This is a genomic window from Candidatus Binatia bacterium (assembly GCA_029248525.1).
In the GTDB taxonomy this organism is placed as follows: domain Bacteria; phylum Desulfobacterota; class Binatia; order UBA12015; family UBA12015; genus UBA12015.
In genome coordinates this window covers 1-9,224 of sequence record JAQWJE010000047.1, presented here as the reverse complement: position 1 = coordinate 9,224, position 9,224 = coordinate 1, and the positions used below count along the sequence as shown (strand labels likewise).

The 9,224-nt window shown below is 62.9% G+C and carries 6 protein-coding genes; all 6 read left to right on the top strand.

What is annotated here, in order from left to right; translation table 11 throughout:
• The first annotated feature begins 489 nt into the window (after positions 1–489).
• Positions 490–1,563, top strand: coding sequence for an AraC family transcriptional regulator ligand-binding domain-containing protein (locus tag P8K07_11965; protein ID MDG1959231.1), 1,074 nt, complete (start codon positions 490–492; stop codon positions 1,561–1,563).
• Between the two features lie 140 nt (positions 1,564–1,703).
• Complete coding sequence (locus P8K07_11960) at positions 1,704–4,142, top strand: GEVED domain-containing protein (protein MDG1959230.1); 2,439 nt, start codon at positions 1,704–1,706, stop codon at positions 4,140–4,142.
• A 623-nt stretch (positions 4,143–4,765) separates the two neighbouring features.
• Positions 4,766–5,629 (top strand): class I SAM-dependent methyltransferase, encoded by an 864-nt coding sequence (locus P8K07_11955; protein MDG1959229.1) that lies wholly within the window; start codon positions 4,766–4,768, stop codon positions 5,627–5,629.
• Positions 5,608–6,417: a hypothetical protein gene (locus P8K07_11950; protein MDG1959228.1), complete on the top strand. Its 810-nt coding sequence runs from the start codon at positions 5,608–5,610 to the stop codon at positions 6,415–6,417. The genes P8K07_11955 and P8K07_11950 overlap by 22 nt, the downstream gene beginning before the upstream one ends.
• 24 nt (positions 6,418–6,441) lie before the next feature.
• Positions 6,442–8,673, top strand: a complete 2,232-nt coding sequence (locus tag P8K07_11945; protein MDG1959227.1) for a hypothetical protein — start codon at positions 6,442–6,444, stop codon at positions 8,671–8,673.
• Between the two features lie 51 nt (positions 8,674–8,724).
• A partial coding sequence (locus tag P8K07_11940; protein MDG1959226.1) for an SDR family NAD(P)-dependent oxidoreductase occupies positions 8,725–9,224 on the top strand: 500 nt, incomplete at its 3' end.

Here is a 9,224-nt window from a genome sequence, read left to right as displayed (position 1 = left end):
CTCGAGGCCCTTCGCTACGAGGCCGCGTAGCAAATTCGAGTTCTGCTACACGCGCAGCGCTTTGTGAGCGCCCGCCCGGCGGCGTCGCCGCCGCCGTTTGAGCCCGAAAACTGACCCGCCCAGCGGCTCTGCCACGGGCGGGAAGGCGATTTAGCGACTGCTTGTGGCAGGATTCGGCTTGACGAATAGAGCGTCGCTTGGGCAAAAAGGGCCTTCATGTTTCCTACCGTCAGGAGATCTGGAGGGAGCGCAGCAACGGATTCCTCCACGACCTCGGGCATTGAGGGATCACCGAGCCTGGCGGGAGTCCAACCCTTGGAGGTCGGACTCTCCTGCCGGTAGTGGCCATTCCCCGCACAAGGATCCCTCCCCGTATGTGAAGTGCGGGAGGGATCTTCAGTACGGGACGGGGCACCTCCCTGCTGGCTCAAGGCCAGCGGCATCCAGCGCGTTGACAACCGCTTGCCCGAAAGTTGCTATCACAGGGGTATGCGAAGCAGCGGGATGATCCGTCTCAGCTCGGCCTACCACCTTCCGGAATACATCCGGGCGCACGGGGGGGCGCCCGAGCGCGTGCTGGCAGCGGCGGGACTGGTCCCCGCTGATGTTGACGCTCCCGACCGTTGGTTGGCGGCAGAGCAATTGGCCGATCTTTTCGAGGCCGCATCTGCAGAGCTTGATGATCCGTGGTTCGGAATCCACCTGGGCCTCGAGGCCCCCATCGAGGATTTCGGCCTGATTGCCTACGTGATCCTGAACGCGCCGTTGGTGAGAACGGCGATGGAGAACCTCGAACGCTACGCTAAGGAGCATTCCTTCGGCCCGATCGAGGCCTCCCGCCTCGAGGTAAAGGGAGACGTCGCGGAGATCGGTTTCGTAACGCCCCCGGCCCTGGCGGGGCGGGTCCGGCAGTTGATCGAGTTCCATTTCGCCAGCATCGTCCGGACCATTCAGCGGCTCGTGGGGGATGACTCGGTGGTGAAGGAAGTTCGTCTCCAACATCCGAATGTCGTGGGCCGCTCCGCGGTTTGCCCATATCTCGATGTTGAAATCGGGTTTGGATACGGGGTAAGCACGGTTCGCTTCGAGGCTTCCGCGATGAACCTGCCGGTCGTGGGTGCCGATCGCAGCCAGTTGCCGATTGTCCGGACACGACTGGGCGACTTGGAGAGTGCCTCCGGCCGCGATCTGCCCACGCAAGTGGGGGCGGAGCTCGCCGAGATGCTCTGCGATGGAGCTCCCGGGGTGGGAGAGGTAGCTCGCAAGCTGGCGATTGGTGCGCGGTCGCTTCAGCGCCGACTCGCGGAGCATGGTACCTCGTTCCGCGAGGTGCTCGGGCGCGTCCGGATCGAGTTGGCCGAGGAATACCTCGCTGGGTCCGATCTCCAGGTTGCCGAGATCGCGGGGTTGCTCGGCTACTCTGAGCCCAACAGCTTCACGAATGCCTTCCGAGCCGAGCGTGGTGTTTCCCCGACGGAGTGGCGCAAGCGTCGACGCGATCGCCTCAAGACATCCGCTCGTATGGCCCCTGCAGGGCAGTCAAAGCTTGGCGTAAAATCGTAGGTTTTTGTCGTCCGGGCGTAGGTTCTAATCAGAACCGAGTCTGTTGAGGGAGGCCCCCTTAGGCTAAAACCCCAACTAACTTGGCGCGGATCGAGGATTTCCTGGCCGCGTCCTATTAGCTCCAACCCGGGAGTTCCACCATGCACTTGCCCACCACTCGCTGTACCGTCGCTTTTCGCAGGTTCCTCCTGCTGACACTGTTGCTCCTGCCGATTGCGGCGGAGGCCGCAGTCACCATCTCTGGCCGGGTCTACAACGACGCTGACGCGAGCCAGAGCTTCACAAGCGGCGATACGGGACTCGCTGGCGTGACCGTCGTGGTCTACGACCCCGAAGACGATTGGTGCGAGAGCGTCGCGACGGCTGGCGATGGCACGTATTCTTTTTCTGTTGCGTCTTCCGGTACTGTGCAGATCTACGAAGCGGCCGGGGAGACACCTGGCGCGCTGACGGTCTGTACTCCCAGTATGGATGCGGTCGACCCCGCAACGCAGGAGGTTACGCGCGGTACGATTCGCGACCCGGACGGGTACATGTCGACCACGGCCAATCGCATCGATCTCACGCTCTCCGGGTCGAATGTCACGGGTCTCGACTTTGGAGACATGACCCGCGGCGCCGACATTCCCTGCGGCTCGATAGGCTACCTCTTCCAGAAGAACCCCTCCGAGCTCTGGGTCGTGGACCTGGTCACGGGAGACAATGCCCTCGAAGTCGATACCTGGACCGGGCAGCTCAATGGCGTTGGTTACGACGTGCTCAGTGGTCTCATCTGGGGCAGCATTCGGACCGGTGGGTCGAGCCCAAACCGGATCGGCTTTGTCGACGGGGATTGGAACGAGTTGAGCCTGCCTATCGTGAATTTCGTCGGAACGAGCGAGGTCTTCGAAGCAAACTCGGGCGACGTGGATCTTGACGGCTACCTCTATGCCGGCACCGCGGGGGGCTCCAACTGGCGCAAGATCGACCTCAACCCGCAACGAACGACCTATCTCCACGCGGTGAACTGGGCGACCAATCTGCCGGACACGAGCCCTGTACCGGTCAGGGGACCCGGGACCGGCGTGGACATGGCCTTCAGCCCAATCGACGGCATCGCTTACAGCGTCAGCAACAAGCAGAAGCTCGTCAGCGTGGATCCCGATAGCGGAGACACCGCCTTGCTGGGAGACCTCTCCGAAGAGATCTCGGCCGATACGTCTTCCGGCTTTGGTGCCCAGTTCATGGACGACGAGGGTTTCCTCTACATCAGTCACAACGCCACCGGGGATATCTTCCGCGTCGACCTCAGCACCCCCCCTACCGGCGGCGCCGTTCCCTCCGTGACGTTTTTTGCTCACGGTCCGAGCTCGACCAAGAATGACGGCGCGCGCTGTTCGCTGGCTGAAACGGCGGATATCGACTTTGGTGATGCGCCCGCTTCCTATGCCACCTTGTTGAACGATGACGGTGCGCGGCACATCGTGCTCGCGGATGCTCTTTACCTGGGCGCGACAGCCCCGGACTCGGCCGATAACGCCGCCGTGTCAGCCGATGCTACTGGCGACAACGATCGCGAACTGAATGACGAAGACATCACGAGCGCGGCTTTCGACAACTACGTGCTGGGGGATTCCGCTTACGACGTGGACATCCCGGTCAACAATGGCACCGGGGCGAATGCATTCGTTCGTGGCTGGATCGACTGGAATGCTGACGGAAGTTTCGACGGAGCCGACGAGAGCTCGGACCTGGTGGAGGTCAGTGCGGGTGCATCCTCGGCGACTCTCAGCTGGACGATTCCGGCCGGTGCGACCTCCGGTTCTTCATTTGCCCGGTTCCGGATTGCGAGTGACGGAGCAGATCTGAACGGGGCGAGCGGACCGGCATCGAACGGCGAGGTGGAGGATCTCGCGGTACCGGCCATCCAGGACCCGGAGCCGACGCCGACTCCCACGCCGACTCCCACGCCGACTCCCACGCCGACTCCCACGCCGACTCCGACCCCCACGCCGACGCCCACGCCCACGCCGACGCCGACCCCCACGCCGACTCCCACACCGGCGCCGACCCCCACGCCGGCACCCACGCCGACACCCACGCCGCTGCCGACGCCCAGCGTAACGCCTGGACCCACGGTGACGCCGAGCTGGCCGCGGATCTGCAACCATCCATGTCCGTCCAAGATCCGCTTCCGGCGCAACGGAGAGGACCTCGTCTATCTCAAGCTGGGCCTCGATCTGCCGGCGGACTTTGATCCTGCGACGGCAGAGATCGAGATCGAGATCGAGAGCGGCGGTGAGAGCGTCTACACCGGTACGCTGTTGGAGGGTGACGTCGCCAAGCGCGGCCACAAGTGGCAGTTCCTCGATCGCAGAGCGCGAAAGGGCAGCGGGACGCGAGACGGCATTTCCCTCATGCAGACGACTCTGAATCGAGATGGAGTCTGGCGCGTGCAGTTCAAGGCCTTCAGCGACCTTTCCGCTGCGGTTGACCCGTTGGTCCGCGTGACCGTCTACGTGGACGGAGCGACGGTATACGAGCGCGAGGAGATCTGGAGGGAGCGCAGCAACGGATTCCTCCACGACCTCGGGCATTGAGGGATCACCGAGCCTGGCGGGAGTCCAACCCTTGGAGGTCGGACTCTCCTGCCGGTGGTGGCCATTCCCCGCACAAGGATCCCTCCCCGTATGTGAAGTGCGGGAGGGATCTTCAGTACGGGACGGGGCATTTCCCTGCCGCTGCAAGGTCTATGTCCATCACCCCCCCCAACACCGCGCAGGTTCCGGGAAAATCTCAAGCCGGGGATCAATCTTCCCGTCTGTGGCAGAGCCGCTGGGCGGCTTTGCAGACTCAACCCTTCGCCCCCAAACCCCTCTGCGCCAGTGAGATTCAGGCTTGCCAAGCAGAACGCCCTTGCTGTAGACAGGGCGCTCGTGCCACCCACCGCTCACAAGGCCCACCTGCGTGCACTCCACTTGGCGCTCCACAACCACGCTCGTGCCCGGCAAACCTCGACTCAGGAACGATCCAACCGGAATCGGATAGGCGATTGCGACCCGGGGGGCGGCCCATCGCGTGGGCTCATTCTGCGAGCGTGTCGCGCTGAAGCCCCCAATTCTGGCTGGATCTTCGAGATGTGCCGCATGACCTCGGGAGGGGCGCCACTCCAGCTTCCTGCCCTATCCCAGGAGCGCCGGATTTTTTGTGGAGGCGAGCCGGGGTGAACGAGGCATTGCGATGGCGCTGCGGCCGCTGCGGGTCGGACTTCACCGACGTCGAGGCAGGTTGCAGCTGCGGATGGGCACCGCAGCTGCGGTCCGGCTACCTTGCCACGACCACGACGTCTTTCGTTCCGGCGGGGTTCTCTGTCGATCGGCGCGATCACCTGCGCGATCTGGAGCAGAACCATTTCTGGTTCGAGGCACGCGATCGATTACTGTCGCGCATCCTGACGCGTACGCGCAGCCAGCAAGCATCGAAGGCAATTGACCTGGGCTGCGGAACGGGTCGCTTCCTGAGCACACTGGGCGGCTTTGCCGGAACGACAGTGGGCGTGGAAGGACACGACGCGCTAGCCTCTCAGGCGGCCGCCCGGGACAGCGGCGCGATCGTGATCGCGGCGGATGTACAAAGTGTGCCGCTGGCCAGCGGACAATTCGACTTGATCTCCATTCTCGACGTACTCGAACATGTCGATCCACTCTCGCTGCTTCGCGAGGCGGGAAGGCTGGCGGGGCCCGGGGCTCGCTTGCTGATCTCCGTACCCGCTTTTGCGTGGCTATGGAGCCATACGGATGAGGCGGCAGGCCACCGCTGCCGCTATGATCTGGCATTGCTGCGCAGCGAGCTGGAGGCTAGCGGCTGGACACTCGACGGCCACACCTACTATCAGGCGTTGCTCCTCCCGCTTGTATTCGCATCGAGATGGCGTCGCAGCGATCGCACGTCGGGAATCGAGCGCACCCCCCCGGCATGGCTGAACCGCTTGCTAGGGGCATGCAACGCCATGGAAGTCGCTGCATTCTCGAGGTTCTCGCTTCCATTCGGGAGCAGCTTGCTAGGATGGGCACAAAGGACGGAATGATGGCGGCGCAACCAATTGAACTCGTATACGTAGGGTACCGCTCGGAGGAACTGCGCCAGGTTCTCGATGCCGGCGTCCGCACCTTTCTGGTGGACCGGGAGTGGCGCGGCAAGGAACGCCGGCAACTGGGGCAGGATACCGAGATCGACGCCGCCAGCCGAGAAGATCTGGCAGCAGCAACAGCGCTACCCGGAGCCCGCGTGTGGTGTCGCATCAACTCCTTCGGCAACCAGACACCACAGGAGGTGGAAGAGGCGATTGCAGTGGGCGTGGACTGCGTCTTTCTTCCAATGGTGCGCACCATCGAAGAAGTGCGCGGATTTCTCGCGTTGGTGGCGGGTCGCTGCAAAACCGCGATTTTGGTCGAGACCGACGCCGCCGTATCCCTTGCCCCGGAGTTCGGCCGCATGGGTCTTGATTTCATCTACGTCGGCCTGAACGATCTCGCGATCGACCGGGGCTACACCAACATCTTCCGAGCCGTTGCGGACGGAACCGTAGAACGGGTCCGCGAAGCCTTCCCGGATACACGTTTCGGCTTTGCGGGAATGACCGATGTCCATCGCGGCGATCCGATCCCGGCACACTTGATTCTCCGGGAGCTACACCGACTCGAGAGCGGCTTCTGTTTCTGTCGTCGCTCGTTCCGGCGAGACACGCAGACGCGGGATATGGCCGAGGTGGTCGCGGAGATCACCGCGCTCTATCAGGGCTTGAGCGAGCGGAGCACTGACCAAGTCCAACGCGACCGCCTGGAGCTGGTCGAGGCAATTCGCTCGAATGACTAGCGGGTCTGGAGAGAGCCAGCTGACATGAAGACCGGGTGGCCCAGGCATCTTCTCGCGCTCGGAGGATTCGGCCTCCTGGCGGCGATCCTCTGGTTTCACCGCATTCACCTGGATGCACCGCAGGAGTACGGCCTTGCTGCCAGCGACATCTTTCGGTTTACGTGGCCGGAGGTGGTCTATGCCTGGCAGCGAATTCAGGCAGGGGAGCTACCCTTGTGGAACCCCTACCAACTGGCGGGCATCCCGTTCAGCTCGCTTCAATCCCGGGGCCTGTTCTATCCGCCCAATATGCTGTTCCTGCAGCTTGCCCCCTCACCCGCACGAGTGATCGCCCTGCAGGCGATCACCCACCTGGCGGCAGCAGGATTCTTTTCCTGGTTGTTGTGTAATCGGCTGGGAATGTCGACGGCTGCATGCATCACGGCAGCATTCAGCTTCATGCTGTCCACGCAGATTTTCAACGACTTCTACCATCCCGTGTGGTTGTCGACGATGGTCTGGCTGCCTGCAATTTTCTGGGCCGTGATCGGGCTGGTGCAGCGCCCGGAGATCCGGCGAGTGCTGGTCCTCGGGATCGTAATCGCTCTTTGTTTTCTGGGTGGCTACGCACAGGGATTCCTCTACTCCGTGCAACTGGGTGCCGCGTGGGGGATTTTTTGCCTGTTCGCCTTCGGCGCAAGAAAAGAGCGCCTGCGCACGGCGGGCCTGGGTGCACTAGCCGGACTCATCGCTGTCGGGCTCATGAGCGTACAACTACTGCCTGCCCTCGAACTCGCCCAGCAAGGCACGCGAGACCTGGGAGGTCTGTCCCTTTGGAAAGCCGCCAGGTTTTCCTTCGGAACAAAGGCCCTTTTGCACGAAATTTTCGCCGGGTTTGTGCCGATCCTCGGCGCCACCAAGCCATGGACCCTGCCTGTTTACCTTTCGCTCTTCGCCCTGCCACTGCTTGTTGCCGGCGGAGCCGACCGAGAACGGAGAAAGGTGTGGCTGTTTTTTCTGGTCGCCGCGGTCGTCTCCGGGATGTTCACTCTGGGCGGCAAAACGCCAATCTTTGCCTTCTATCACGCCTTGCCTCTGGGCGACCTGTTCCGCTCACCCAGCCGGATGCTTTTCGTCTGGGTTTTCTGTTTTTCGGTCCTTGCGGGAATCGGCGTTGAGGGGATTCAGCGGTTCTCCGGATCCATCTTCCCGCTCGAGCGCAGGCACACCAGCGGCAAATGGCGAGACCGCTCCCTTGTCTTCGGTCTCGTCCCCCTATTGATCGCAGCCGCGGTCGGTATCGATCTCTATGCGCGAACCGATCTCCAGTTCAGCCACCCGGTGCTGCAGGTCGACCGGCCTTATGCACCTCCGGGATTGATCCGGGATCTCCGCAAGCGAGGGGGGACTGAGCGCGTGTTTCTCGAAAGAATTGGCAGCTTCGCCGCGTTTCCCGGCGATCGCCCACGGTCGGGCCTTTCCTACAAGCTTGGCACGTTCTACCAATTGTTCACGGTCCCCGACTACGATCCGCAGCTCCCCGGGGCCTATCGCGACTATTTCTTCGGCGACGAGGTGCCGCCGTTCTGGCATGGGGCGATCACTCTCACCCAAACCAACCGAGCAGTTCAACAGAACCAGCGGCTCCGGTTACTCGACCTGATGAGTGTGCGTTTCTACGCCGCGCCCCGCAAAGAGCCCGGCCCCCGCAGGGCAAGCCGACGGCGGACACTCAGACAGGTGGTCGGTGGTGAGGTTCGTACCCTACCGCAAACCATCGTGATCGAGCGTCCGTCGGCATTGCCCAGAACTTGGGTTGTTGCCCGGACGGTACAGGAGCCCGATGCACGGCGGGCGGCCGCGCAGCTTCGCTCGGCCGAATTCGAGCCGAGCGAGGTCGCAATCCTCGAAGACGCCCTCCCCGAACTGGAGCATGGAGCGCTGGCCGACCACAGCCCCACCGCATCGAGCGGTGAATCCCGCATCCTCCGCTTCGCGCCAGAAGAAGTTGTAATTGAGGCAACCTGCCTGCGCCCAAATTGCCTTGTCGTCCTGACGGATCTCTACTACCCCGGCTGGGAGGCGACGGTGGACGGCGTGAACGCTCCGCTTCGCCGCACCAACGTACTCTACCGAGGCATCGCCATCGGACGGGGCACCCACCGCATCGTCTATCGCTACCGCCCGACTTCCCTCTATCTTGGTGCGGCGGTGAGTGCCTTGACAATCCTTGTGATGTTTACTGCATGGCTCTACAGCCGTCGCCACCAGAGCTGACATGATGAGATTGCATCGCGGGTACTTTTGGGCCAGAAGGCAACCGAGGTTATGGTGAAGCGGGTTTTGATCACAGGCGGCGGGGGCTTCGTAGGTGCGAATCTGGCACACCAACTGGTGGAGCGTGGGGATGAGGTGCATGTTTGCGTTCGCCCGGACGGAGATCTCTGGCGATTGCAGGAGTTGCGGGGACGCATACATGTCCATGCCGTCGACCTCGGGCAACGCGACCCGGTCCTCGATCTGGTGAGCGACCTGCGTCCGCAATGGGTCGTAAATTGCGCCGTGGGCGGGGGAGGTCATCCGCGAACAGAAGACCAGCGTCATGGCGCGATGGAGTGCAACGTGCTTGGCACCTTCCATCTTCTCGAAGCCGTGCGCGCCGCTGGCAGCGAGAAATTCGTGCAGTTGAGCAGTTCACTGGAATACGGGCCCCAATCGCACCCGCTGACCGAGTCCAGCCCGCTTGAGCCCATCACCTTCCGCGGCATGACGAAAGCGGCGGCGACGCTGGCTTGCCTCCAGGCGGCTCGCACCGATGGGGTACCGGT

Bases quoted from the DNA above. Each gene is read 5' to 3' on its own strand.
- P8K07_11965 (MDG1959231.1), top strand. From the start codon at position 490: ATGCGAAGCAGCGGGATGATCCGTCTCAGCTCGGCCTACCACCTTCCG.
- P8K07_11950 (MDG1959228.1), top strand. From the start codon at position 5,608: ATGGGCACAAAGGACGGAATGATGGCGGCGCAACCAATTGAACTCGTA.
- P8K07_11945 (MDG1959227.1), top strand. From the start codon at position 6,442: ATGAAGACCGGGTGGCCCAGGCATCTTCTCGCGCTCGGAGGATTCGGC.
- P8K07_11960 (MDG1959230.1), top strand. From the start codon at position 1,704: ATGCACTTGCCCACCACTCGCTGTACCGTCGCTTTTCGCAGGTTCCTC.